This window comes from Pseudomonas sp. Marseille-QA0892 (assembly GCF_054950135.1).
Window position 1 is genome coordinate 4,621,967 of record NZ_CM143104.1, and the last position, 23,404, is coordinate 4,645,370.

The following is a 23,404-nucleotide window of genomic DNA, read 5'->3' on the forward strand; positions in this document are numbered from 1 at the left end:
CCGTTACATGAGTGACCTCGACTTCGAAATCTCCAGCGAGCGAAAGCGAATCATCGTGGTCGGTCGTAAGGACGACGCGGCCTATTCGCTATTGGCTGCCGGCCTGAGCACCAAATACTGCGAGATAGTGGCCTTCGAATCGCTGGAGGCCATCTCAGATACATCGTTGTCGAACGCTGCCTTGATCTTTCTTCTTGTTGGCAGCCTGTCTCCCGCTACGCTTTATGGGCGGGTTGCAAACCTTGTTCAGCAGGCTCGGCATATCAACGTCGTTCCTATCGTTCAATATGCCGATCAGGACAGCGCGGCAAAGTTGCTCGAACTTGGCTGTGTCGACTATTTGCTTTCTCCGTTCAGTCAGACTCAACTTGAGTCTCTTCTCCGCCGCCAGGAACAGTCGAATGTTCCTGATGACAGCATCGTTTCAGTTTCGCATGCGGGCCGTCGTTTATTGGCCATGGCGCAGCGCGTAGCGTCGACCCGGGCGCCTATTCTCATCACAGGTGAGACGGGCACCGGAAAAGAGCTGATGGCCCGCTATATCCATCGGTTCTCGGGCAGTCCGGATGCGCCGTTCATCGCGGTCAACTGCGCGGCTATACCCGAACAGATGCTCGAATCCATATTGTTCGGCCATGAGCGCGGCGCGTTCACCGGCGCGGTCACCGCCCAGCCGGGCAAGTTCGAGTTGGCCAATGGCGGCACGTTGTTGCTCGATGAAATCGGCGAGTTGCCTCTAGGGCTGCAGGCCAAGCTGTTGCGTGTCCTTCAAGAGCAACGGGTAGAGCGTCTGGGTGCCCGCAAGGACATCGAGCTGGATGTGCGGATCATTGCCGCTACCAACCGGGATCTCCAGGCCGAAGTGGCGGAGGGCCGCTTCCGCGCCGACCTGATGTTCCGGCTCGACGTGCTGCCATTGCATATCAGCCCCCTTCGCGAGCGAAAGGAGGATGTTCTTCCGCTGGCACAGCGGTTCATCCGCCAGTATGCCCCCCGGGACAGCCACCAGAATCTGCTCACCGACGCCGCCTGCCGCGCCTTGATCGCCCATGACTGGCCGGGCAATGCACGCGAGCTGGAGAACACCATTCAGCGTGCGCTCGTGCTGCGTAATGGTCTTTACATCCAGCCACAGGATCTCGGCTTCGACGTGGCAGTGAGTACGCCCGTGACCACTGGCCGCCCGGTTGCGCTGTTCAGCGAAAGCGGCAAGGCGGCCCTGAAGGCCAGCGGCAAGTGGGCCGAATACCAACATGTCATCGATACCATCCGCCGCTTCGACGGACACAAGGCCAAGGCTGCCGCCAGCTTGGGCATGACGCCCCGTGCACTCCGCTACCGTTTGAACGCGATGCGCGAGCAGGGCGTTCAAATCGATTTTTGATTTATCAGGAGATATCCATGAGTTCGATCGAGCAGGTCCGGGGCGGGATGCTGGCCCAGATGCAGGCCCTGGCGGGCGCCGCAGAAGGGCAGCCCATCAAAGCAGCGACCGCTGAGAACGGCCCCGTTATCGGTGCTTCGTTCATCACCGCTTTGCGCGCTGTCGACGCTGAACAGCACCAGGCCGCCAGTGCAATGACAGCCGTCGATAGCGGGAACAGCGAGGATCTGGTGGGGGCCATGGTCCAGAGCCAGAAGGCCAGCGTGTCCTTCTCTGCGTTGCTGCAGGTGCGCAACAAGCTCACCACTGCCTTCGATGACATCATGCGCATGCCGCTGTAACGGACGTCCCAGTGCTGCAGACGATAAAGAACAAGCTACCTGCGGGTAGCGTCAAGCTCGATCCACGCCTTGCGCTCGCTGGCATGGCCGGCATCGCGGCAGCGCTGGCGCTGTCGGTCGTGTATTACCTGTGGCGCGACAGCGATGGTTACCGGCCGCTATACGGTGCGGGCGAGAACTTTCCCGCTGGCGAAGTCATGCAGGTGCTCGACGCCGAGGCCGTGCCCTATCGCATTCATCCTCAGAGTGGACAGGTGCTTGTGCGCGACGACCAGATCGCGCGTGCACGTATGGCGCTTGCAGCGAGAGGCGTGAAGGTCTCGATGCCGGCCGGCTATGAACTGTTCGATAAGGACGAACCGCTGGGCACGAGCCATTTCGTTCAGGACGTACGTCTGAAGCGTAGCCTGGAAGGTGAAATCGCTCGCACGATCATGTCGCTGAAGGGCATCGATCAGGCCCGGGTGCACCTCGCTCAAGAGGAGTCCAGTTCCTTCGTGGTGAGCCGCAGGGCACCGCCCAAGGCGTCGGTCATGGTCCAGCTTGATCCGGGCTACTCGCTCAAGCCGGAGCAAGTCACCGCGATACTGAACCTGGTAGCCAACAGTGTGCCGAACCTCAAGCCGGACGACGTAAGCGTTGTCGACCAGTACGGGGTACTGTTATCTCGCGGAGCTAACGGCGCCGGTGGCTTGAGCCAGAACTGGCAGGCCGTTGACGACTACCAGCAGAAAGCGGCGGCCAATATCGAGCAGGTGCTCGCGCCGGTGCTCGGCCGCGGCAATTACAGAATCAGCGTGGCCGCCGATATCGACTTCAGTCAGCGAGAGGAAACGCTACAGGCATTTGGTGAAGATCCGCGTCTGCGTAATGAGGTGGTACGCAACGAAAGTGCGCTGGATCAGCTTGCGCTTGGCGTACCCGGTTCGTTGGCAAACCGTCCGGTAGCCCCGCCCGAAAAAGGCGATGCGAAAGCCCAAACCGAGAACAAGGGTGCCACTTCGCTGCGTGAGGAATCCACGCGAAAGCTCGACTACGATCAGAGCGTAACGCACATCAAACATGCCGGTTTTGCCTTGCGCCAGCAGAGCGTAGCGGTCGTGCTGAACGCATCAAGTGCTCCGGAAGGCGGCTGGACACCTGAGGCGAAAGCGGATCTTGAGGCCATGGTCAAAAGCGCAGTTGGCTTCAGCCAAAGCCGCAACGACCTCGTGACCATCAGCGTCTTTCCCTTTGCTGCAGTGGAGGCGCCGGTGGACGAAATCGCCTGGTGGCAGGACAGCAATGTCCACGCGCTGATAAAGCTCGGTTTGCTGGGCGTGGTGAGCCTGCTGCTATTGCTACTCATCGTACGGCCAGCGATGCGCCACTTGATGCGGCCTGCAACGCCGCCCACTACCGAAAGCGATTCGCTCCTTTCGACAGGCCTGGACCAATCGCCTTCAGCCGCCGCGTTACCCCCGGCCGTGGAGACGGAGCGCTTGCCATCCCCGTCGGGCCTGCGCGAAGGCGCGGCAGGCGGCCTGGTATTCGCGGAGCTGAACCCGCTGGCGGAAATCCGCTTGCCGGCCCCTGGCTCGGGTCTCGAGTTGCAAATCGAACACCTGCAAATGCTGGCCAAGAACGATCCGGAACGTGTGTCCGAAGTCATCAAGCACTGGATAGGGCGTAATGAAAGAGACCTCACCTCCGCCGGCTGATGAGGCCAAGGCGGTCACCAAAGTGCGCTCTGGGCAAGCCCGTGCGGTCAGTTCGCTCGATCAGGCGGCGATTCTGATGCTGAGTATGGGCGACGACATCTCGGCCGGCGTGCTGCGGCATTTTTCGCGAGAAGAAATCATCTGCATCAGTCAGGCGATGGCACGGCTTTCGAACGTCAAGCAGCCGATGGTTTCCGACGTAATCGGCCGCTTTTTCGAAGAGTACAAGGAACAGAGCAGCATCAAGGGCGCGTCGCGCGGCTACCTGGCGGGCATGCTCGGCAAGGCGCTGGGTGGCGATATCACCCGCTCGCTCCTCGACTCCATCTATGGTGAGGAAATCCGCGCCAAGATGGCAAAGATGGAGTGGCTCGACCCGAAGCAGTTTGCAGCGCTGATAGCCAAGGAACACGCACAGATGCAGGCCGTGTTCCTTGCGTTTCTGCCGCCGGGCATGGCAACCGAGGTGCTGGAGCGAATGCCGGCTGAGCGGCAGGACGAACTGCTGTATCGCATCGCCAACCTCACCGAGGTGAACAGCGATGTGATCGCCGAGCTCGAGGAACTCATCGACCGTAGCCTGCGCGTGCTTTCGACACAGGGTTCACAGGTGCGCGGAGTGAAGCAGGCGGCAGACATCATGAATCGCTTCAAGGGCAACCGCGATCAGATGTTCGAGCTGTTGCGCGCGCATAACGAGGACCTCGTGGAGAAGATCGAGGATGAAATGTACGACTTCTTCATTCTCTCGCGGCAGAACCCGGACGTACTGCAGATGCTTCTCGAGGTTATCCCGCTGGAAGAGTGGGTCGTCGCCTTGAAAGGGGCGGAACCTGCGCTCGTCAAAGCGATTCAAGGCGCGCTGCCCAAGCGGCAGGCACAGCAGATGGAGTCGATCAACCGCCGCCAGGGCCCGGTCCCGCTATCCCGTGTTGAGCAGGTTCGAAAGGACATCATGGGTGTAGTGAGAGAGATGTCAGCCAACGGCGACTTGCAGATCCAGCTGTTCCGCGAACAGACCGTCGAGTAAACACTGATGACCGTCAAGATAATCAGAGGGGCTGACCGCACCTGGCGTCCGTTCCGCTTCCCGCCACGCTTCAAGGTGAGCGGCCAATCCGAAGCGAGTTGGGATGGAGATCCTGCTGCCCTGCAAAGAGCGGTGGCTGACGGCTTTCAGGAGGGCGTTGAAAAGGGCTATCGCGAGGGCCTCGAGCAGGGCCGCCAGGCAGGCCATGGCGAAGGCTTTGAGCAGGGCATGCGCGACGGCAAGGTGATTGGCGCCGAGGAAGGGCGCGCGTTGGGCCGTCAGGCATTCGATGATGCCGCGGCGCCGCTTCAGCAAATGATCGAGGCGTTCGAGGGCTTTCGAAAGGAGTTCGAACAGGCACGACGTGATGAGCTGTTGACCCTGGTGCAGAAGGTTGCACGTCAGGTAATCCGTTGCGAGCTGACGCTTCACCCGACACAGCTGCTTTCACTTGCCGAGGAGGCGCTCGCCGCGATGCCGGGCGACCAGCAGGATGTACGCATCCTGCTCAACCCGGAGGAATGCGCACGTATCAAGGAGCTTGCGCCGGAGCGCGCGGCGGCCTGGAGGCTCGTGCCCGATGAGAAGCTGGCGCTCGGTGAATGCCGTGTAATTACCGCCGAATCGGAAGCGGATATCGGCTGCCAGCAGCGTCTTGACGCCTGCATGGAAACATTGGCCGAGCATATCAAGGCTGAGGCATAACCCGTGTCGATCCGTGAGGCGTTCAAGCTGGACGAAGCGCTGCGCTCGCTGGACAGCGTACAGCTGGCAAAAGTCAGCGGCCGGCTGGTGCGGGTCTCGGGCCTGCTGCTCGAGGCGCTGGGGTGCCAGCGCCTGACCGGGCAGCGCTGCTATGTCGAGCAGGGCGATGGGACCATGCTCGAAGCGCAGGTGGTCGGATTCAACCGCGAGATTACCTACCTTATGCCCTTCAAAAAGCCTGTCGGCCTGGCGTCAGGGTCGCGTGTGTTCCCCGCGCCCGATGAGGCCTCGCTGCATATCGACGACAGCTGGCTGGGCCGGGTAGTCAATGGGTTGGGCGAACCTCTGGATGATGTGGGCAAGCTGGATGGACAGCACCGTCTTCCGGGAGAGTTGCCCAGCGTCAACCCCTTGAGGCGGAAACCGGTCAGTGAACCGCTCGATGTGGGCATCCGCGCCATCAACGGTCTGCTCACGCTAGGCAAGGGGCAGCGGGTGGGTTTGTTCGCCGGTAGCGGTGTCGGCAAAAGTGTGCTGCTGGGCATGATTACACGCCAGACCAAGGCCGATGTCGTCGTGGTGGGATTGATTGGAGAGCGCGGCCGCGAAGTGCAGGAATTCCTGTTCCACTCGCTTGGCCCGGAGGGCCTTCGAAAGGCGGTCGTAGTGGTCGCACCGGCCAACGAATCGCCGCTCATGCGGCTGCGCGCTACCGAGCTGTGCCATAGCATAGCCGCGCACTACCGTGACCAAGGGCATGACGTGCTGCTGCTCGTTGACTCATTGACCCGCTATGCCATGGCGCAGCGGGAGATCGCTCTGGCGCTTGGCGAGCCGCCCGCTACCAAGGGTTATCCCCCGTCGGTATTCGGAATGCTGCCTGAGCTGGTGGAGAGTGCAGGCAATGGTGAGCAAGGCAGCGGCAGCCTCAGCGCTATCTATACCGTATTGGCCGAAGGGGACGATCAACAGGATCCGATTGCCGACTGCGCGCGCGCAATTCTCGACGGGCATATTGTGTTGTCGCGGCATCTGGCCGAAAGCGGCCATTATCCCGCGATCGATATCGGTGCTTCCGTAAGCCGTTGCATGAGCCAGGTTGGGGATGCAGCGCACCTGGGCGGTGCCCGTCAGCTCAAGGAACTGTATTCGGCCTATAACAAGATCCGTGAGTTGATCCCGCTTGGGGGATACACGCCGGGCATGGATGGCCGTACCGACCGCGCTGTGCAGCTGGCGCCTTCGATAGAGCGTTTCCTGCGTCAGGAGGTCGGCGAGGCCGCCGATCTCGAGCTCAGCGTTTCCACGCTGCAAGCGCTGCTTCGAAGGACATGATGAAAGCGCAGATCGAGGTGTTGTCCCGGCTCGCCAGTCTACGCGGGCAGAAGGTGCGCGAGATGTTGGGCCGTGTGCAATATCAGCAGAACCTTTGCCAGCGGTACCGGAACAATATCGCCGGGCTGGGGCGCCTGTGCGGTTTCACGGTGCCCATGACGACGCCCTTGCAACGAGATAACCAACAGCGCTACAAGGCAACGCTTTACCGGATGGTGGAACTGCAGCGGCGGGAGCTGGAAGTGGCCGAGCAGACGCTGGAGCGCATCAAGCGTGAGTTGTTGCTCGCCATGCGCAACGAAAAAATCGTCGAGCAGCTGGTCGAGGCCAAGCTGGCGGACTGGAACGTGCAGCTGGCGCAACAGGAGCAACGGATCCAGGACGGCCTGGCGCAGCAGACATGGTGGCGCGGTCAGTCGCACTGAACGGGCCACGCGCCATTGGTAACAGTCTTGAAAATTGGATTTAAGTATTCCTCAACAGTGGTCGCTTACCGCTGATAACCCCCGAGTGGAATCGATCATGGACATCAGCCGGACCTTGAAGCCCACCACCCCCCCTGCGGTCGAGAGCGCTGCCAAGCCGCGCGCGTCGGTAACCGCGCAGGCTGCAACAACGAACGCACGGCCGGCAAGTGGCGCTGGCCTGCCGCTGGAACAGATGCAAAGCGCGCTACGCTCGCTACCTGATGTGGACCTGGAGAAGGTCAATACGCTCAAGGCGGCTCTGGCGCGTGGCGAAATCTCGACCGACCCCGCGACCCTGGCCGGTCACGTGTTGGCACACCACCGCGGCAGCGAAGTGTGAGCCAGCGCGAGCGCCTGTTGCAGGTCGCCGCCGATGACCTGCGCCAGGATGGCGAGGACTACGCGGCCCTGAAGGCACTGATGGACCAGCTCTACCATCGACTGCTCGCGCGTGACGTTCCCGGTATTGAACGGATCAACGCGCTCATCACGGATCGCGTCGAGCACGTGACCGTGCGCGCCGACCGCCGTACCAAGGTGCTGGGCGCCTTCGGGCTTGGCAGTACACCGAGTGCGATGCAGCGGTTGATCGAGGCCTATCCTGCCGAACGTCGTTTGGCTGTCGCCGAGCACTGGCGCCGCATCGGTGTGCTGGCGACGGAGTGTCAGTCGCTCAATGAGCGTAACGGCCGCCTTCTTGCGATGCACCGGGAAATCATTGCCCAACTGACCGGGCACATGGCCGCTGTCTACGCTCCTCGCTGACCTTCTCTTACCCCTTCCATCGACATGGATGCGAGGCGGTGTACATGTCCGCCCGCGTTCGACGCCTACCCTGTTCAATAGCGCCTGCCGGCAATCTCACCCTCCGAGCAGGTTGGGTAGTCGCGGAAGCATGGCGGGCTCCGGTGATCGACTGTCCATTTGCGATACCGCACGCATTGCTTAATACCGCCATTACGAGCGTCGCCTTTTTCTTCTGCCTTCCGCTTTCAAGTGGGAGGAAGCTGCTTTTCCCTACGTCGCCCGCGATCGTCCAAGAGGAAAGGCCTTTTCAGCTTTGGTGTCGCTAAAAGCTAACTAAAACAAGCACTTAGCACTTGGCATCAGTATTGCTCTATAGAGCGAACGCAAGGGGGCCATATGGCAATCGATTCCAACTACGTAAAGAACATGGCGACGCAGCTGGCGAACTACGGGGTTCAGGCCTCGTTGGACCGGCTCAATCGCAATGAAGCGAATTACAAGGCGCAGCGAGAAGGGCTGAATTCGCTGCGTACGGCCCTGACCAAATTCAAGAGCACACTAGGTGGACTGAAAAGCGGCAACGCGACCATGTTGATCAATAGTGCCACCTACAGCCAGGACGGCTACGCCACGGCAAAGGTGGGCGCCACTGCCAAGTCTGGTAGCTATTCCTTTTTCGTCGAGCAGTTGGCGAGCGCCCACCAAGTGGCGATCAATGGGCTGAATCCTGCTGATATCGGTAATGCGGGCACGCTCACCATTGGCCAAGGCGAAAACAGCTTCGCCATCGACCTGGCTTCCATCGACAGTGACGGGAATGGCAGCGCCTCACTTGAAGAACTGGCTGCCGCGATCAACAAACATCCCGACAACACGGGAGCCACCGCGACGTTGGTGCGTGCGGATGGAACGGTCTCGCTCGTGATCTCCAGCAATCAGACCGGTACCGACAATGCGCTGCGCTTCTCTGTAGCAGGCACGAGCGACACGTTTTCCAATGCGATCTCGGGTCGCGAAGAGTTATCCGCCGCCCGAAATGCAAAGGTTCGCCTGGGCGGCGAGTCGGGCATGCTGCTGCAGAGCGCCAGTAATACCTTCAGCGACCTCGTTGACGGTGTGAGCATGACGTTCACCAAGGCTCACGCCGCCAACGATACGCCGTTGACGATCACGGTTGGCCGCGACACCTCAGCGACCAAGGCCAAGGCGCAAACGTTCATCGATGCATTCAACACGCTCATGGGCAGCTTCGACACGCTTACCGCCAGCGGAAGCGACAGTGCCAAGCGCGGCGTACTCGCGGGCGACTCCAGCGTGCGGTCCATCGAGACGCAACTCAACGCACTCGTTCGTAACGGGTTCGGGGGAAAGAGCCTGATCGAATTCGGGATCATTGCAGACCGCAACGGAAAGCTGACCATCGATGCGGCCCGTTTCGATGCGGCAGTGAGCGCAGACCCGGAAGGTTTCGAAGCCCTGTTCACGAGCAAGGACAAGCTGCTCGACAGCATCGACAAGAGCGTCGCGACCTATACCAGCAGCGCGAACGGACTGCTGAAGAACCGGATGGACACGCTCGACCAGAACCTGCGCCGTAGCAACGAGCAGTTCGAACAGCTTCAGCAGCAGTACGACACCTATTACGCCCGCTACCTGCGGCAGTTCACCACCATGATGCAGACGATGCAGGCGATGGAACAAACCAACGGCCTGTTCTCTATGTACGGGACAGATCAATGAACCCCTACCATGAAAACTACGACAGTTATCGCTCTGTCGATCTCGAGGCGCGTGCTGCTTCCGCCTCGCCTTACGAACTCGTGCTGGTTCTATTCGATGGTCTGCTTGACGAGTTGGCTCGTGCGCGCGGCCACATCGAGCACAAGCGCTACCAGCAGAAGGGGCAGTCACTGGAAAAGTGCCTGAACATCCTCAATGGCCTCAGCGGCGCGCTCGACTACGAAGGGGGCGGCGAGGTCGTGGCCAGCCTGGCTCGCCTTTACGACTACTGCATCTACAGACTCTCGGACGTCAGCGTGACACTGTCCCTCGAGGGGCTGGATGAGGTCGTGAACCTGCTGGGCATCCTTCGCGAAGGCTGGGAAGGCGTCAATGCAGCCCGCCAATGACGCGGCCCAGCGCCTGAACCGCCTCCACGATGAGTTGGCACAGGCAGCCGACGCTGCGGATTGGGCGGCGGTTGCCGTCGCCGATGAAGCCGTGCGCCGGTGTCTGGCGTCGCTCGGCAACGCGGCCTTGCTGGACGAGCGCTCCCGCAGTGCGTGGCAGCGCTTACATGCGCTGCATACGCGCGTTATGCGTGCCTGCGCGAAAGAGTGCGAGCGGCTTCGCCAGAAGCTGGATCACCATTTGGAATACGCCGAAGGGCGTTCGGCCTATCAGCAGATAGGGCTAATCGGTCAAAGATGAGCGCAACCATGACCCCTACTACTGCGGCACCGGGCAATGCGGCGGTGCAGACCGCGGCCAGTCCGATCGCGGCGCCAGCTATGCGGCATGCCAGCCCACTGCAATCGGCAGCCACCTTCGTGCAGCAGATGGCAACAGTCGAATCGGCTCATGGCCAAAGCCAGTCCGCCATCTCCCCGGCAATTGCACAGTCGCCTGTGGCGATGATGGCGCCGGCTTTGGAAGACGCTCCGGACAGCGAGCTGCAAGAACGCGGCGAAGGCGTTGAGCCCGACACGCTATCGGAGCAGTGGTTGCTGGGAATGCTGTCGCAGCAGCAGGCTGTTTTGGAGGCGCGCGAGCGTAAACCGGGCGGGTCCTCGCTGAGCAATGATGCTGTCGACGGCGAACTCCCAGTCGTGGTGTCTGCCTCACCGGAGTCCGCATTCCGGACGATATCGGCTTCGACTGACTCAGTGGCGGAGGACAACCTGCAGGCGCTCGCCGGTGCGATCGTCAGCTCGGCTCAGGCGCGGAAAATGCCTTCCGCTGCGGCTCAGACGGTTGCCGCCGCAGGTGCGTGGACGTTTGCGGATGTAGCGCTGGAGGTCGATCCGGCTACTGATGCGCGGCTCGCGGCGGCCGATCCGCTCAACCCGAGCGCAGCCCCGGATCTTCAATCCGATCGTTCACAGACGCTCGCACCTCTGCCGGACCGGGTAATCAGGCTGCAGACGCCGGAGACGAAGTGGGGCGAGCAAATGCTGCATGCCCTGCGTGAGCACGTGGATATGCAGTTACAGCAACGGGTGCAGAACGCGACCATCCGCCTGGATCCGCCAGAACTGGGGAGCCTGGAGATTCTGCTTACCCATGAATCAGGCCGTTTGAACGTCCAGGTCAATGCCGCTCAGCCCGAAATCTCGCGACTTCTGCAGCAGACCAGCGACCGGTTGCGCCAGGAATTGGTGAACCAGAACTTCGTGCAGGTGAACGTGCAGGTCAGTGCGGACGCCAGGCATGGGCAGTCTGGCCAGGGACGGCAGAAACACGTGCCTGTCGATGGCCTGCGCGTGGCAGGCAATGGCCCCACCCCCCCTGAGCAATCCGCAACCGATAACCCTCGCAGTGATGTGCTGGTGACGGTATGAGCCGCCCGATTTATTTCTACTGGACCCTTACCCAATGAAGACTGGACGCCTCCTGATTATCGTCACCCTGATCAATCTGCTGATCGTCGCCGGTGGCGTCGGTGTGGCCTGGTGGTTGCTCAAACCCTCTGACGTCGTTGAGGCCGGTGCTGAAAGCGCGCCTGCGGACAAGCCGGTGGAGCCGGTCGCGTACGAGTTCTTTCCGGTCAACAAGGTCATCGTCAGCGTACCCGGTGCCGGTCGTGAGCGTTATTTCGTCCTCGATCTGATGCTGCAGGCAGAGAAGGGCGATGAGCCGCGTGATTTCGCATCCGCCGAACCACTCGTGCGTAACTCCGTCGTGGCCTATCTGTCCGGGCTGCCTTTCGAGGAGCTGCGTGGCCTGCAGATCGGAGAGCTGCAACAGCGGCTCGAGCAGGTCTTGAACAGCGACTTCTCTAGCAAAAAAGCAGCGCAGCCTTTCCAGAACGTGCTGGTCAGCAAGCTCATCGTGCAGTAACGACTCATGAACGCCCACAGCGCCCTTGGCTATGCCCTCGCGGATTCAGTGCCAGTAGCCCTTTCACCCGGTGCGGAGCAGCACTGGGTGATGCAGTACCTTCCGCTGGTCAAGCGCATCGTCCGGCAGCTGTCTCTACAGGCCAACCAGGTGCTTGACCGTGAGGACATGGAGCAGGTCGGCCTGCTGGGACTGTTGGACTGTTTGCGCCGGTACGGGGAGCCGGACGAGGCATTCGGCCGGTTCGCCTCGCTGAGGATTCGCGGTGCCATCCTGGATGAGCTTCGTCGTCAGGACTGGCGCCCCCGCAGCGTCCGCCAACAGGCTCACAAGACGCGTGATGCAATCCGCGCACTCGCGCGCCAGCTCGGTAGGCAGCCCACGGATGACGAAATCCAGCAGCACACGGGAATGGCCGAAAAGGAGTACCACGAGTACCTGCTGGCTGAGTCGTGCGAAGCCATTGAAAGTCTCGATGAGCTGCTCCAGGGCGGCCAGGAGGCGTTCGCCGACACCGGGAGCGGGTTCGAGGATCGGCTGTTGCAACAGCGGTTGCTGGAGCAGGCGCTGGCGCGTCTGGATGAGCGCGAACGGCTGGTGTTGACGCTGTATTACCAACACGAGCTGAGCCTGAAAGAAATTGCCCTGGTCCTCGAAGTCAGTGACGCCAGGGTCTGTCAGTTGAGCAAGCAGGCGATCGGCAAGGCCTGTCGCTTCCTATCCGATAAAGCGTAGTAACGATCATGCAGAAAGTATTGGGTGCATTCGTCATCATTGCCTGTGTTCTAGGTGGCTATGCCATGGCCCATGGCGACATGCGCATGCTGTGGCAGCCCGCGGAAGTGGTCATCATCCTGGGGGCGGCGCTCGGTAGCCTTATTGTCGCCAACCCGAAGGAAGTGCTCTTGGAGATGTGCGTCCAGCTCAAGGGTGTATTCCTGCACAAGCGGCGTGGTGAGGAGTTCCAGCGCCAGCTGTTGATGCTCCTGTATGAACTGCTGGAAATGGTCGGCGACGGTGGCCTGAAGGTGCTCGATGAGCACATCGAAAACCCCGATCAGAGCGAGTTGTTCACGCGCTACCCGCTGATCCTGCAGGAAGAAAACCTGATGGCATTCATCGCGGACAACTTCCGGCTGATGGCCATGGGCAAGATCAGCGCGCACGAGCTGGAAGGCTTCCTCGAGCAGGAGCTCGAGGCCATGGAGCATGCGTTGATGCAGCCGTCCCGGTCGCTGCATAAGGTTGGCGAGGCGATGCCGGGCTTTGGCATTCTTGCCGCGATCATGGGCATCATCATCACGATGGGAAGCATTGGCGGCAGCGTTGCCGAGATCGGCGCGCACGTGGCGGCCGCCCTGGTGGGAACGTTCCTGGGCATCTTCTTCTGCTACTGCCTCATGGACCCGCTCTCGAATGCAATGGGACAGCGCATCAAGACCGAGCTATCAGCCCTTGAGTGCGTTCGCACCACGCTCGTTGCCCATGTTGCGGGCAAGCCGACACTGCTTGCGGTCGACGCTGGCCGCAAGCTGATCGAACAGGACGTCAAACCCGCCTTCAAGCAATTGGAGATCTGGGTCAATCAGTACGAAGAGCAAAGGGACGCCGCATGAAGCCCCGCGGCAAGGCTGGCGAGCACGAGATCATCATCAAGCGCCGAGGCAAGAAGGGACACGGTGATGAGCATGGCGGCGCATGGAAGGTGGCATTCGCCGACTTCACCCTCGCCATGATGGCCCTGTTCATGGTCCTGTGGATCATTCAGCCTCAGATGGACCAGACCAATCCAGCCTTCGGTAACGAGGAGAGCAATCCACTTGTAGACGGTGGTGCGGGGATCTTCGACGGGACCAGTACGTCCCCGCTGGAGCTGGACGGGGTCACATTGCCCACACCTCCAGCCGAGCAGCGTGCTGATGCGCGGCGTGATACGGACGGTGCGAACGCTGACGCTGGCGAGCAGACCGGCAGCCGGCAGGTGAGTTCTGCCGCCGAGCTCAAGGCATTGGCCGAGCGGATCCTGGCCGAGGCGAAGGACGTCGACGCTATCGCAAATCTTGAAGTCGACGTTGTGCCACAGGGGCTTCGTATCCTTATCAAGGATGATAAGGAGCGTTTCATGTTCCAACGCGGCAGTGCCACCCTGGATCCGCATTTCGATCGCTTGCTGAGGGTGCTCGCGGGTGTGCTGAAGAAGGTCGACAATCGTTTGATCATCAGTGGCCACACGGACGCCATACCCTTCCGCCAGAAGAGTGGATACGACAACTGGAATCTTTCGGGGGACCGTGCGCAGCGGGCCCGCGGTGTGCTTGTGGACGGGGGATTGGCACAGCGTGCGGTCTTGCAAGTCGCGGCCCAGGCAGACGTTATGCCGCTGCGCCCCGAAGATCCCGCAAGCGGTGCCAATCGCCGCGTAGAGGTCCTGTTGCTGACAGAAACGGCTGAGCGCCTGTATCGTGAATTGTTTGGGGACAGTTACGCACGTGTCGAGATGTCAGCCGAAGGCGTACGTTTTTCGGGCAACTAGGAATGGACGTGATGTGCAAACGCCCGACGAGTCGGGCATTTGCGTTGATGGGGGAGCGATTCGCTCAGCTTTGCATCGCTTCGGCCGGCAGGCATTGCTCCAGCTGCACGCGCGCATCGGTTTCAAGAAGCGCTTTGTGGACCTTGGTCATGTTGAACTGGCCGTCCGGGTGCAAGCATCTGAATTCATAGAAACCACGTGAAAGGCTGACGACCAGGTTGGTCATGCTGGAGCCCTTCGCGCCCAGTTGCGTCAGCACCGGGTACGTATCGCGCCTGAGCTCGTTCAGCATCGTTTCCGATGTATCGATGTAGACGACCTGTAATTGGCCGATTTTCTCATGGTGCGTAACGCTACCTGTCCTGGCAGTTCCGTTGACCAACTGGCCTGCGGTGGTAGCGCTCAGTACCAGCGTCGCCAGAAGGGCGGTGCCCCAGGCGACGATGCGCGCCCTGCGTGGGGTTGAGGCACGGCCGTGGCCGACGTCTGGCGCCTTCACAGCCTGCTGCAGCCCACTCACAGGCTCGCTGACGGCTGCGGACAGGTGCTCCGGCAGATCGGTGCTTTGCTGGGCTTGCGCCGGCAATACGCAATCCGGATTGAAGCAGTAGCCACGGCGCGGCAAGGTCTGAATGATCTGACTCGTGCTGTCAGACAACAGCTGTCGCAGGGTGTAGATCTGCTGGTTCAGGCTGCCCTGGCTGACTACCCGGTTCTCCCAGGCGTAGCTAAGCAAGTCCTGACGCGAAACGACCTCGCCCGGCGAGGCCAGCAGCCGTTCGAGTACACGGCTGCCGGCATAACCCAGGTCAATACGTTCTTCCGGCTCATCCTGATATTGGCAAACCAACTGAAACTGAGCCGGCTGGAATCGCGCGATTCGATGTGCCTGGCCGGTCTTCAGCCATAGACAGGCGACGGTCTCCGCCGCTGGAATGGTTGGGGACGTTTTCATGGAGGTCCGAGTCAATGGATCAATAGGCCAAGGTCCTTTCCGCGCTGCAAGAAGCAGTCATGCGGGCAGTAGACCGTATTAGAACCCGCGTATGTGCGGTATCACTATCGGGGAAAACCCTATAGGGCCGAAGCCGCTTCCCTGGCGATGCCAACGCTACTGTTGCCATGTGACAGGATGTATGCCCGTTGTGGCGGCGATGGGATTCTGACGTCAAATATAAAGTGTGACAAGGGTCTCGTTTTCCGTTGGTCGATTCATCTGCATGAGTGGACGACTGACGAGTGCGTTTTCATCGGATAAAAAAAACCCCGCCGAGGCGGGGTTTTCATCGGCCATGATGAGCCAGGCATTAGCCGAGCAGCGACATGACCATTCCAGGCATCTGGCCTGCCTGCTTCAGCATCGAGATGCCGGACTGCATGAGCATCGAATTCTTGCTCATGTTGGCACTTTCGACGGCAAAGTCGGCGTCCATCACCCGGCCCTTCGCCATGTCGGTGTTGTCCTTCATGTTGGCCAGGTTGTTGTTGGTGTGGTTCAGGCGGTTGATGCTGGCGCCGAACTGGGCACGCATCGAGCCGAGCTCGTTGAGCGCGGTTTCCAGCTTGCCGATGGTCGCGTTAGCCGTGGTATTGACCGCCGTTGTCGGGTCATCGGTGCTCGCGATCTCGGTGCCAGTCGCCGTGGGGTCTTCGTAACTGCCGGACACGGCAGCCAGGGCGGTGGTAAGCGTTCCGAGCGCCGTGGAGCCATCGAACGCCATGGTCTCGGCGGAGCTCGCGCCGATCTGGAACGAGACAGCGGCGGAGAACTTGCCTGCGCTGCCGTCGGTTACGGTGCCGTTGCTGAACAGCGTATCGCCGGCGTATCGGGTGTTCTTGATGATGTTGTTCAGCTCTTTGCCGAGCTCATCGTATTCGCTCTGAAGCGAAATTAAGTCCGCACCGCTGTTCGTGCCGTTGGCGCCCTGGGTGGCCAGGTCTTTCATGCGCTGAACGATATCGGTCATTTCGCTGAACGCGCCTTCGGCGGTCTGCAGCATGGATACGGAGTCGCCGACGTTACGCATGGCCACTGCCATGCCGCGGCTCTGGGCATTCAGGCGGGTGGCGATCTGCAGGCCAGCGGCGTCGTCGGCGGCCGAATTGATGCGCAGGCCGGTGCCCAGGCGCTGCTGGTTCGTGGCGAGTGCGCTGTTGAATTTGTTCAGGCTGGTGTTGGTGCTCAGCGCCGAATAGTTCGTATGAATGGACAGAGCCATGACAGGATTCCTATACCGAAAGGTGTCGTACGTCAGGCGGAGCTGAGGCTCCGCCCATCAGGCGCTGGTTTAGCCCAGCAGCGACATGACCATGCCGGGCATCTGGCCGGCCTGCTTGAGCATCGAAATGCCGGACTGCATGAGCATGGAGTTCTTACTCATGTTGGCGCTCTCGACGGCGAAGTCGGCGTCCATTACACGCCCCTTGGCCATGTCGGTGTTGTCCTTCATGTTCGCCAGGTTGTTGCTGGTGTGATTCAGGCGGTTGATATTGGCGCCGAGCGTGGCACGCATCGCGCCTACAGCGTCCAGGGCCGTCTCGAGCTCGTCGATGGCGCTGCCGGCGTTGGTCGCGTCGTCCAGGGTTTGAGCCTTGACGGTCGTGATGGCGCCGGTGACAGCAGTCAACTTTGCTGCCGCGTTGAGTGACATGGTTTCGGCGCTGCTCGACCCGATCTGGAAGTTGATAGCGGCCGTAAACTTGCCACCTGCGGCAAACAGGGTGTCGCCTGCGTACTTGGTGTTGTCGATGATGTTGGTGAGTTCCTTGCCCAGCTCATCGAACTCCGACTTCAATGCAGTGCGATCGTCGTCGCTGTTCGTGTCGTTCGCCGCTTGGGTGGAGAGGTCCTTCATCCGCTGCATGATGTCGGTCATCTCGCTGAAGGCGCCTTCAGCGGTCTGCAGCATGGATACCGCGTCGCCGGTGTTGCGCATGGCAACGGCCATACCGCGGCTCTGTGCGTTCAAGCGAGTAGCGATCTGCAGGCCAGCGGCGTCATCGGCGGCGCTGTTGATGCGCAGGCCGGTGCCCAGGCGCTGCTGGTTGGTCGCCAGCGCAGAGTTGAACTTGTTCAGACTGGTGTTGGTGGACAGCGCGGAGTAGTTGGTGTGAATGGACAGGGCCATGATGTCTTCCTTCGAGCGAGTGGCGTGGCGTTGAGGGCTGGCTATCTGCCTGCTTGATTCAGGAAGGCGACACGACTCGCAGGGGACTTAAATCTGGCGTCATAAATTTATCCATGGCGCGACAGCGCCGTCTAAACCGCTGTGGCTACGCCAGCAACGACGGAGCTAGTAGGTACTTGTGACCACCCCTGGCTCAACGACCTGAGCATCGATCATTTTGCGGCTTGCAAGATTGCGGACACGTATCACGTCGCCAGGTTGACCGTCGGCCAAGGCCTCCCCATTGGCGGAGGCTTCGATGCCTTCGTTGCTTGCGATGATCTTGACCGGTTGTCCTCTGCGCACGGCAGGCGCTTCGGTCAGTAAGGCGGGCGTTAGAAGCTGATTCGCGCGAATGCGGCGCTTGGCCGCTCGGCCGATCAGCTCCTCGGGCTGGTGATAGTAGCCTCGGTGTGCTTTGCCGATGTTGATGGGTTCCAGGACCAGATGCTCCGGCCCCAACGTCTGTCCGCGCTCGATGATGCCCGCTGCATGGACGGCGGGGAGCATCACGGTGGGTTGCACCATGACCGCAACGGTCCAGCCCGCGTCCGTCGGGCATACCACATCGAGGCGTTTGCGCTCGTGAATGTCTCCCACCTCCGCACCAGGCCGAACGCGTGGTTCATCCGCGCACGGCATAAGGCCGGTGACGCTACCGATGCGTTCGATACGTTGTGCTACCCGTACGCCCCGCCAGTTACGGCGAAGTGCTTCCTGCTGCACGCGGCTTTCGATGTAGGTGGCGACAGCAGCATCGATCTGGGCCTCGACGCCGGGGGCGGCGTACACCGGCAGAGCGACTGCCCCGGTCATCAGTGCAATGGGCCAGCGGAAGCCAAAAGGGGAAAAACGCTTTCCGCTGCACTTGACCCGCCTTGACGAAAGCGGAAGAAGCGCTGCGCAAAGGTGCCGGGAAAGCGAGTGCAAGGCTAGAGAAATCAATGAGTTACACCGTTCGTAAGGGCTGGGCATGGTTTCTGCAATCTCCATGCGCACTTTCTGTTCAGCCGCGTTTCGAGAGTACGGTGAATGAGTATACGAATTGACGAGAGCCTGAGCGTTCACACCCGCGCGCTCGAGTTGCGTATGCAGCGCAGCGAGATCCTGGCGGCCAACCTTGCCAACGAGGACACGCCGGGTTTCCAGGCGCGTGATATCGACTTCGCCAGCGAAATGCGCCGCATGGAGCAGGGCACGAATCGTGTCGCCACGACCGGCAGCGACCCGCGCATGCTCTACCGCGTGCCGACCCAACCGTCACAGGACGGCAATACGGTGGAGCTTTCCGTCGAGCAGGCGCAGTTCTCGCGCAACTCGATGGACTTCCAGACCAGCCTGACCTTTCTCAACATGAAATTCCGTGGCCTCAAGCAGGCCATCGAGGGACGCTGATGGCTTTTGATTCCATCTATCGCATTGCGGGTTCGGCGATGAACGCCCAGACCGTGCGACTCAACACCGTGGCCTCCAACCTTGCCAATGCCGACTCTGCCGCGGCGAGCGCAGATGAGGTCTATCAGGCGCGGCGGCCAATGTTCGCCGCCGTGTACGAGAACGGTGAGCTCACCCGGGGCGTCGGTCTGGGTGGCGCTCATGTCCAGGTGCTCGATGTGGTGACCTCCGGCCGCGAGCCCCAGCGTCGTTACGAGCCAGGCAACCCGCTGGCTGACCGGCAGGGCTATGTCTATTACCCGGACGTGAACGAGATAGAGGAGATGACTGACATGATGTCGGCCACCCGCAGTTTCGAAACCAACGTTGAAGTGCTCAATCGCGTCAAGAGCATGCAGCAGAGCCTGCTCAGGCTGGGTGAGTCCTGATGGCGACGATTGATCCTGCGCAGAAGAGTGGCATCGCCACGCTTGCCATCGATGCGCCGCGTGCGGCAGTGAACCTGTCCGACGCGACCCAGATGGAAAACAACTTCATTGATCTCATGGTCGCGCAGATCAAGTTTCAGGACCCGACCAAGCCGGTCGACAGTACCGAGTTCCTGAACCAGTTCTCGGCGATGTCGCAGGTCAAGAGCATGGAGAACATGGCGCGCGTGGCCCAGAGCAACCTGGTGCTGACGGACAACCTTCAAACGCTGACCGCTGCCGGGCTCGTCGGGCAGGACGTCACGGTTGCGGTCGACCGGCTACAGCTGAATGGGGAGCCACTCGCGGGCGAGTTCCAACTGGCTCATGCGTCCGGCAAGACCACGCTCGTAATGACCGATGCCGTCGGTAACCGAACCGAAGTCGCACTCGGCCCCCAGTCCGCGGGAAGGGTGCCCTTCACGCTCGACCCGAAGAAGCTCGGGCTGAGCGACGGCGAATACGCTGTGAGTCTGGAGACCCAGAGCGGCGAGGCACCTCAGGTTGAGCTCACCGGTCGCGTGGGGCATGTCCGCGTAAGCGCCGACGGGCCTGTCCTCGACGTGGCCGGTGCCGGCAAGGTCCCCTTCTATCAGATCCTCGCATTCGGCCAGCAGCCTGCGTCCAGCCTGCTCTGACCACACTCTCAAGAGATCGAAATAATGAGTTTCAACATTGCAATGACCGGCCTTTCGGCCGTCAATGACCAGCTGAATACCATCGGCAACAACATCGCCAACGCCGGTACCGTCGGCTTCAAATCGTCGCGCACGGATTTCGCCAGCCTGTACTCGGACAGCCAGGCCATGGGCGTCGAAGTGGCTGGCCACACACAGAGCATCAGCCAGGGTGGCGCGGTTACAACGACCGGCAGGGGCCTGGACCTGGCGATCTCTGGCGGCGGATTTTTCGTGACGCGTGCCGGTAATGGCGACGTCAGCTACACCCGTGCCGGCGTGTTTGGAACCGACAAGGACAGCTTCATCGTGAACAGCCAGGGCGCCAAGCTGCAAGGCTATCCCGCCGACGCCAATGGCAACCTGCAGACCGGTGCGGTAGGGGACCTGAAGCTCCAGGCCGGTAGCTTGCCTGCCAAGGCAACCGATAGCCTTGCCTTCGTCGCCAACCTCAATGCGAATCACGAAGCCCCGACCGTTGCGTTCGACGCCCAGAAGCCTGAGACCTACAACTCGACCTACACCACCAAGTTGTTCGATTCGCTCGGCAAGGAACACACCCTCACTCAGTATTTCGTGAAGTCCGACGAGAACAGCTGGAACGCCCACTATTACCTGGATGGCGCCGCACTGGGTGCTCCTCAGCCATTGTCGTTCGCCACCAACGGCGCGCTGGCAACCCCAATCACAGCGGTGACGCTCAACGCCCCCATCGCCGGGGCTGATCCGCTTTCCATCGCCTTGGACTACAGCGGTACCAGCCAGTACGGATCGGAGTTCTCGGTCACGACCAACCGCGCCAGCGGGTATACCGCCGGCGAGCAGACGGGGCTTTCGGTCGAGAAGGATGGGCGCATCTACGCGAGCTACAGCAATGGACAGCGCCTGGTTCAGGGGCAGGTGGTATTGGCCAGCTTCGTGAACCCGGAAGGCCTGAAGAACATGAGCGGAACGGCCTGGACCGAGACCGCCGATTCGGGTGCTGCATTGCTCGGCGCGCCTGGCGTCGGCCAATTCGGCAGCCTTGCCGCCGGCGCACTGGAAGGCTCCAACGTGGATCTCACGCAGCAGCTGGTGGGGTTGATGGAAGGCCAGCGCAATTACCAGGCGAACACCAAGGTCATCTCCACCAACAAGGAGTTGACCCAGACCTTGTTCAACGCAATCTGAGGCTGACCCATGGACCGTTTGGGTTACACGGCAATGACCGCCGCAAGCCGCACAATGATGAGCCTGCAGGTGCGCTCCAATAATCTGGCGAACGTGAACACGCCCGGATTCCGGGCCGATATGGAGCGCGCCCAGGCCGTCGAGGTTGAAGGCTATGGCTACGACAGCCGGCACATGGCCTTGGTTGGCAACAACGGCGTGAACATGGCGCCCGGGCCGCTGATGGCCACTGGGCGCGATATGGACTTTGCCGTTCAGGGCACGGGCTTGATTGCCTTGCAGGATGGAGAGGCCGAGGCCTATACACGGCACGGCAGTCTTCAGATCGATGCCGACGGGCGCCTGACGATCAACGGGCGCGCCGTGTTGGGCGAGGGCGGCCCCATCGTGCTGCCAGAGCACGACAAGTTGGAAATCGGCAGTGACGGCACGGTATCCATCATGCCGCCTGGCGACTGGCTAATGGCCGAGGTTGACCGCATCCGCGTGGTCGACGTACCCGCCGAAAACCTGATCAAGAACGAAGCCGGTCTGTTGGTGGCACGTGACGGCGCGCCCGCCGAAGCGGTGGAGAATCCACGCCTCGTGGCCGGGCACCTGGAGTCGAGCAACGTATCGTCCATCGACGAGCTGGTTGCAACCATGAGCCTGAATCGACTGTTCGAGACCCAGGTAAAGATGATGAAAGCCGCAGAAGATCTATCCGACGCGGGTAACCGGATGATTCGCGGCAGCTAACGCCGCAGGAGCCCCGATATGAACTCAGCCCTTTGGGTCAGCAAAACCGGCCTCGCCGCGCAGGACAAGGCGCTTTCCACGGTCGCCAACAACCTGGCGAACGTCAACACCAACGGCTTCAAGAGCGACCGCGCTGTTTTCGAGGATCTGTTCTACACGATTGAAAAGCAGCCCGGTGCCCAGGCAGACGCCGTCAACACAGTGCCGTCCGGCATCCAGCTGGGCAGCGGCGTGCGCGTCGCGGGTACTCAGAAAGTGTTCACACAAGGAAGTATCCAGACCACTGGGCAGCCTATGGACCTTGCCATCGTCGGCCGTGGCTTCTTCCAGGTGGAGTCTCCCAATGGCGATCTCTTCTACACCCAGAACGGTCAGTTCCAGCTCAATGCCGAAGGCATGATCGTCAATGCTCAAGGGCTTCCGCTCTCGCCGGCTATTGAAGTCCCGGAAGGCAGCAGCGGCTTTACAGTGGGTGCGGATGGCACCGTCACGGCAATCCTGGCCGGCGACAACATGCCGTCCGAACTCGGCCAGATCACCTTGGTTAACTTCGTCAATCCGGCCGGCCTGGAAGCGCTCGGTGGCAACCTCTATCGCGAAACCGTGGCCAGTGGCGAGCCGGTGGAAGGGGCGCCAGGCGAGGAGGGGCTTGGCAGCCTCAAGCAGGGCGTCCTCGAGGGCTCCAACGTCCAGGTCGTCGAGGCAATGGTGAACATGATCGCCATTCAGCGCGCGTACGAGGCCAATGCCAAGGTCATGGACGCCGCGAGCGGCATGCAGCAGTTCCTCAACCAGACACTCTAGTGATCCACATGCGCCTTTTTATCGCCCTCGGTTCGCTCGTTCTGCTTTCCGGCTGTGCCAGCTTCGACGAGCTGCGTCCGGAAGAAGACTCATCGCTCTTCGATCCGCCGCTGCCGGTTCAATCGGTGCCGACCAACAGCTCCGGTGGACTGTTCGGGGCGGGCCACGTCAGCTCGCTCACGTCGGACCGTCGCGCGGTGCGTGTAGGGGACATCCTGACGATCGTGCTGGATGAATCGACGCAGTCCAGCAAAAGCGCCGGTACCAGCTTTGGCAAGTCCGGCACCATCGGCGTTGGAACGCCGAACGTGCTGGGTAAAGCCTACCCCCAGCTCGATACCGCCGTGTCGGCGGAGCGCGAATTCGATGGCGCAGCCAAGAGCTCGCAGCAGAACACGCTTCGGGGTTCGATTGCCGTAACGGTACATCAGGTACTGCCTTCCGGCGTGCTGGTTGTGAAAGGTGAAAAGGCGCTGCGCCTGAACCAGGGCGATGAGTACATCCGCCTTTCGGGGCTGGTACGTCGCGAAGACATCAACCGCTTCAACCAGGTGTCCTCGCAGAATATCGCCAATGCCCGCATCGCTTACTCCGGCCGAGGCGTCCTTAATGACAGCAACCGCGCCGGCTGGCTGACACGCTTCTTCACCAGCCCGCTGTTCCCCATCTGAGAACACCATGAATC

The 23,404-nt window shown here is 61.1% G+C and carries 28 protein-coding genes; 24 read left to right on the top strand and 4 right to left on the bottom strand.

Going from position 1 to position 23,404, the window contains the following annotated elements; translation table 11 throughout:
• Positions 1 to 7: 7 nt before the first annotated feature.
• The 17 genes from ACY8D3_RS21275 to ACY8D3_RS21355 all read left to right on the top strand — a co-directional run bounded on the left by ACY8D3_RS21275 (position 8) and on the right by ACY8D3_RS21355 (position 14,301).
• Positions 8 to 1,384: a sigma 54-interacting transcriptional regulator gene (locus ACY8D3_RS21275; protein ID WP_462380844.1), complete on the top strand. Its 1,377-nt coding sequence runs from the start codon at positions 8 to 10 to the stop codon at positions 1,382 to 1,384.
• Between the two features lie 17 nt (positions 1,385 to 1,401).
• Complete coding sequence (locus ACY8D3_RS21280; RefSeq protein ID WP_462380845.1) at positions 1,402 to 1,725, top strand: flagellar hook-basal body complex protein FliE; 324 nt, start codon at positions 1,402 to 1,404, stop codon at positions 1,723 to 1,725.
• 11 nt (positions 1,726 to 1,736) lie between these two features.
• Positions 1,737 to 3,425, top strand: a complete 1,689-nt coding sequence (gene fliF / locus ACY8D3_RS21285) for a flagellar basal-body MS-ring/collar protein FliF (protein WP_462380846.1) — start codon at positions 1,737 to 1,739, stop codon at positions 3,423 to 3,425.
• Positions 3,397 to 4,455 carry a FliG C-terminal domain-containing protein gene (locus ACY8D3_RS21290; protein ID WP_462380847.1) on the top strand — a complete coding sequence of 353 codons (1,059 nt, stop codon included), beginning with the start codon at positions 3,397 to 3,399 and terminating at the stop codon, positions 4,453 to 4,455. Before fliF ends, ACY8D3_RS21290 begins: the two co-directional genes overlap by 29 nt.
• Positions 4,456 to 4,461: 6 nt before the next feature.
• Complete coding sequence (gene fliH / locus ACY8D3_RS21295) at positions 4,462 to 5,160, top strand: flagellar assembly protein FliH (RefSeq protein WP_462380848.1); 699 nt, start codon at positions 4,462 to 4,464, stop codon at positions 5,158 to 5,160.
• A gap of 3 nt (positions 5,161 to 5,163) precedes the next feature.
• On the top strand, positions 5,164 to 6,495 hold the full coding sequence (gene fliI, locus ACY8D3_RS21300) for a flagellar protein export ATPase FliI (RefSeq protein ID WP_462380850.1): 1,332 nt from the start codon (positions 5,164 to 5,166) through the stop codon (positions 6,493 to 6,495).
• Positions 6,495 to 6,920: a flagellar FliJ family protein gene (locus tag ACY8D3_RS21305; RefSeq protein WP_462380851.1), complete on the top strand. Its 426-nt coding sequence runs from the start codon at positions 6,495 to 6,497 to the stop codon at positions 6,918 to 6,920. The genes fliI and ACY8D3_RS21305 overlap by 1 nt, the downstream gene beginning before the upstream one ends.
• 97 nt (positions 6,921 to 7,017) lie before the next feature.
• Entirely contained in the window at positions 7,018 to 7,302 is a 285-nt protein-coding gene (flgM, locus tag ACY8D3_RS21310) for a flagellar biosynthesis anti-sigma factor FlgM (protein ID WP_462380852.1), read from the top strand.
• Entirely contained in the window at positions 7,299 to 7,727 is a 429-nt protein-coding gene (gene flgN, locus ACY8D3_RS21315; RefSeq protein ID WP_462380853.1) for a flagellar export chaperone FlgN, read from the top strand. Before flgM ends, flgN begins: the two co-directional genes overlap by 4 nt.
• A 378-nt stretch (positions 7,728 to 8,105) precedes the next feature.
• Positions 8,106 to 9,449 (top strand): flagellar filament capping protein FliD, encoded by a 1,344-nt coding sequence (gene fliD, locus ACY8D3_RS21320; protein ID WP_462380854.1) that lies wholly within the window; start codon positions 8,106 to 8,108, stop codon positions 9,447 to 9,449.
• Complete coding sequence (gene fliS / locus ACY8D3_RS21325) at positions 9,446 to 9,838, top strand: flagellar export chaperone FliS (RefSeq protein WP_462380855.1); 393 nt, start codon at positions 9,446 to 9,448, stop codon at positions 9,836 to 9,838. Before fliD ends, fliS begins: the two co-directional genes overlap by 4 nt.
• The gene (locus ACY8D3_RS21330; RefSeq protein ID WP_462380857.1) at positions 9,822 to 10,139 is read left to right on the top strand and encodes a hypothetical protein; all 318 of its coding nucleotides are present in this window, start codon (positions 9,822 to 9,824) and stop codon (positions 10,137 to 10,139) included. Before fliS ends, ACY8D3_RS21330 begins: the two co-directional genes overlap by 17 nt.
• Positions 10,140 to 10,147: 8 nt before the next feature.
• Complete coding sequence (locus ACY8D3_RS21335; protein ID WP_462380858.1) at positions 10,148 to 11,269, top strand: flagellar hook-length control protein FliK; 1,122 nt, start codon at positions 10,148 to 10,150, stop codon at positions 11,267 to 11,269.
• 34 nt (positions 11,270 to 11,303) lie between these two features.
• Positions 11,304 to 11,768, top strand: coding sequence for a flagellar basal body-associated FliL family protein (locus tag ACY8D3_RS21340; RefSeq protein ID WP_462380859.1), 465 nt, complete (start codon positions 11,304 to 11,306; stop codon positions 11,766 to 11,768).
• A gap of 6 nt (positions 11,769 to 11,774) precedes the next feature.
• Positions 11,775 to 12,503 carry a FliA/WhiG family RNA polymerase sigma factor gene (locus tag ACY8D3_RS21345; protein ID WP_462380860.1) on the top strand — a complete coding sequence of 243 codons (729 nt, stop codon included), beginning with the start codon at positions 11,775 to 11,777 and terminating at the stop codon, positions 12,501 to 12,503.
• Between the two features lie 8 nt (positions 12,504 to 12,511).
• Positions 12,512 to 13,384: a flagellar motor stator protein MotA gene (gene motA, locus ACY8D3_RS21350; protein WP_462380861.1), complete on the top strand. Its 873-nt coding sequence runs from the start codon at positions 12,512 to 12,514 to the stop codon at positions 13,382 to 13,384.
• Positions 13,381 to 14,301: an OmpA family protein gene (locus tag ACY8D3_RS21355; RefSeq protein WP_462380862.1), complete on the top strand. Its 921-nt coding sequence runs from the start codon at positions 13,381 to 13,383 to the stop codon at positions 14,299 to 14,301. The genes motA and ACY8D3_RS21355 overlap by 4 nt, the downstream gene beginning before the upstream one ends.
• A 64-nt stretch (positions 14,302 to 14,365) precedes the next feature.
• Here the strand turns inward: ACY8D3_RS21355 and ACY8D3_RS21360 are convergent, their stop codons facing one another.
• The 4 genes from ACY8D3_RS21360 to flgA all read right to left on the bottom strand — a co-directional run bounded on the left by ACY8D3_RS21360 (position 14,366) and on the right by flgA (position 18,284).
• A complete protein-coding gene (locus ACY8D3_RS21360; protein ID WP_462380863.1) occupies positions 14,366 to 15,256 on the bottom strand; it encodes a winged helix-turn-helix domain-containing protein in 891 nt (296 codons plus the stop codon).
• 352 nt (positions 15,257 to 15,608) lie between these two features.
• Positions 15,609 to 16,520 carry a lateral flagellin LafA gene (gene lafA / locus ACY8D3_RS21365; RefSeq protein WP_462380864.1) on the bottom strand — a complete coding sequence of 304 codons (912 nt, stop codon included), beginning with the start codon at positions 16,518 to 16,520 and terminating at the stop codon, positions 15,609 to 15,611.
• Positions 16,521 to 16,589: 69 nt separating this feature from the next.
• Positions 16,590 to 17,429, bottom strand: coding sequence for a lateral flagellin LafA (lafA, locus tag ACY8D3_RS21370; RefSeq protein ID WP_462380865.1), 840 nt, complete (start codon positions 17,427 to 17,429; stop codon positions 16,590 to 16,592).
• A gap of 165 nt (positions 17,430 to 17,594) precedes the next feature.
• Complete coding sequence (gene flgA, locus ACY8D3_RS21375) at positions 17,595 to 18,284, bottom strand: flagellar basal body P-ring formation chaperone FlgA (protein ID WP_462380866.1); 690 nt, start codon at positions 18,282 to 18,284, stop codon at positions 17,595 to 17,597.
• A gap of 216 nt (positions 18,285 to 18,500) precedes the next feature.
• On the opposite strand from flgA, the gene flgB reads away from it, so the two are divergent.
• The 7 genes from flgB to flgH are packed head-to-tail and all read left to right on the top strand — an operon-like array spanning position 18,501 to position 23,390.
• On the top strand, positions 18,501 to 18,863 hold the full coding sequence (gene flgB, locus ACY8D3_RS21380; RefSeq protein ID WP_462380867.1) for a flagellar basal body rod protein FlgB: 363 nt from the start codon (positions 18,501 to 18,503) through the stop codon (positions 18,861 to 18,863).
• Positions 18,863 to 19,291 (top strand): flagellar basal body rod protein FlgC, encoded by a 429-nt coding sequence (gene flgC / locus ACY8D3_RS21385; RefSeq protein WP_462380868.1) that lies wholly within the window; start codon positions 18,863 to 18,865, stop codon positions 19,289 to 19,291. The genes flgB and flgC overlap by 1 nt, the downstream gene beginning before the upstream one ends.
• Positions 19,291 to 19,968, top strand: a complete 678-nt coding sequence (locus ACY8D3_RS21390) for a flagellar hook capping FlgD N-terminal domain-containing protein (RefSeq protein ID WP_462380869.1) — start codon at positions 19,291 to 19,293, stop codon at positions 19,966 to 19,968. Before flgC ends, ACY8D3_RS21390 begins: the two co-directional genes overlap by 1 nt.
• Before the next feature lie 24 nt (positions 19,969 to 19,992).
• A complete protein-coding gene (gene flgE, locus ACY8D3_RS21395; RefSeq protein WP_462380870.1) occupies positions 19,993 to 21,177 on the top strand; it encodes a flagellar hook protein FlgE in 1,185 nt (394 codons plus the stop codon).
• A gap of 9 nt (positions 21,178 to 21,186) precedes the next feature.
• On the top strand, positions 21,187 to 21,915 hold the full coding sequence (locus ACY8D3_RS21400; RefSeq protein ID WP_462380871.1) for a flagellar basal body rod protein FlgF: 729 nt from the start codon (positions 21,187 to 21,189) through the stop codon (positions 21,913 to 21,915).
• Between the two features lie 18 nt (positions 21,916 to 21,933).
• Complete coding sequence (gene flgG, locus ACY8D3_RS21405; protein WP_462380872.1) at positions 21,934 to 22,719, top strand: flagellar basal-body rod protein FlgG; 786 nt, start codon at positions 21,934 to 21,936, stop codon at positions 22,717 to 22,719.
• Between the two features lie 8 nt (positions 22,720 to 22,727).
• Positions 22,728 to 23,390 (top strand): flagellar basal body L-ring protein FlgH, encoded by a 663-nt coding sequence (gene flgH, locus ACY8D3_RS21410; RefSeq protein WP_462380873.1) that lies wholly within the window; start codon positions 22,728 to 22,730, stop codon positions 23,388 to 23,390.
• Positions 23,391 to 23,404: the final 14 nt, after the last annotated feature.